Below are 1,342 nucleotides of genomic sequence, written 5' to 3'. Positions count from 1 at the left end.
TGAACTGACCCCAAAAAGTTAGACAAAGTTATAAAGAAATAATTATGCAAAGCGACTAAGAGAGATCTTGGTCGCTTTTGTTATGCAGCTTTGTGTCTGTAATCTACAGGAGACAGTCCATCAAGCTTAAGCTTGATACGCTTGTTGTTGTACCATTCTATATATTCCGTAAGTTCCGAGATAAAATGCTCAACGGACATAAACTCTTGCAGATACAGCAATTCTGTTTTTAATAAACCGAAAAAGTTTTCAGCACAAGCGTTGTCAAGACAGTTGCCCTTTCGGGACATACTTTGCCTGATACCCTTGTCCGCAAGCATTTTCTGATAACGCTTATGCTGATATTGCCAACCTTGATCCGAATGCAGGATAAGATTTGTATTATCGGAAATTTTGGCAAATGCCTTTTCAAGCATATCTGTTGTTTGTGCGAGATTTGGATGACGGCTAAGATTATACGAAATGACTTCACCATTATACAAATCAATGATTGGTGACAGATACAGCTTTATTCCAAACAAAGCAAACTCTGTAACATCTGTTACCCACTTCTGATTCGGTTTGTCTGCCTTGAAATCTCGTTCAAGAAGATTAGGTGCAATCCTTCCGACATCCCCTTTGTATGAGTTATACTTATGCATACGAACTCGGCAAAATATGCCCATTTTTCTCATCAATTTTTGTACTGTCTTATGATTGATAACAAATTTTTTCTTCAATTCTTGTGTTATTCTTCGATAGCCATAACGACCCTTGTTTTCATCGTAAATATGACGTATTTCAGTTTTTATGTCAGCATATTTATCCGGTTTTGGAGAATTAAATTGTTTGCTGTAATAGTAATATGTGCTGCGAGGGATATTGGCAATATCAATGAGCAGCCATATTTTGAATTCGTGCCTCAGTTCCCATATCACTTGTGATTTTTCTCTTGCCGTACCCTTTCGGAAACCAAGGCATTCAATTTTTTTAAGTATGCATTCTCCGTACGAAGTCGCTGTACCTCTGAAATAAGGTCTTCCTCTACTTCTTTCTTCAGCTTTTTGGGACGACATGTTGACTTGCGTCCTCGGCGTTCTATGTAAAAGCCTTCTTTCCCTTCTTCAAGATAGATGCGTTCCCAGCTTGCTACTCTACTATGATTACTTATGTCAAATTGACGTGCAGTTTCACTGTAACTAAGTTTTTCCTTGTGCATCGTTTCTACTACTTTGATTTTGAATTCCGGCGTGTACTTTTTATTCGGCTGTCCTTTTGGCATAAAAATGCCCCCTTTCGTTAGTTTTAATTACGGTATATTTATATTATACCTCATTGTCTAACAAAAGGGGAGCATTTCAAA

The 1,342-nt window shown here is 37.6% G+C and carries 2 protein-coding genes; both read right to left on the bottom strand.

All coding sequences use genetic code 11. The features are described from left to right. Positions 1 to 80: 80 nt before the first annotated feature. Positions 81 to 917 carry an IS3 family transposase gene (locus AAAY30_RS11480; RefSeq protein WP_412249785.1) on the bottom strand — a complete coding sequence of 279 codons (837 nt, stop codon included), beginning with the start codon at positions 915 to 917 and terminating at the stop codon, positions 81 to 83. Then, entirely contained in the window at positions 914 to 1,261 is a 348-nt protein-coding gene (locus tag AAAY30_RS11475; protein ID WP_302333783.1) for a helix-turn-helix domain-containing protein, read from the bottom strand. The genes AAAY30_RS11480 and AAAY30_RS11475 overlap by 4 nt, the downstream gene beginning before the upstream one ends. Positions 1,262 to 1,342: the final 81 nt, after the last annotated feature.

This window comes from Ruminococcoides bili (genome assembly GCF_040093295.1).
In the GTDB taxonomy this organism is placed as follows: Bacteria; Bacillota; Clostridia; order Oscillospirales; family Acutalibacteraceae; genus Ruminococcoides; species Ruminococcoides intestinale_A.
Note: the sequence above shows the minus strand (reverse complement) of the source record. Positions and strands in the feature narration are given on the sequence as shown.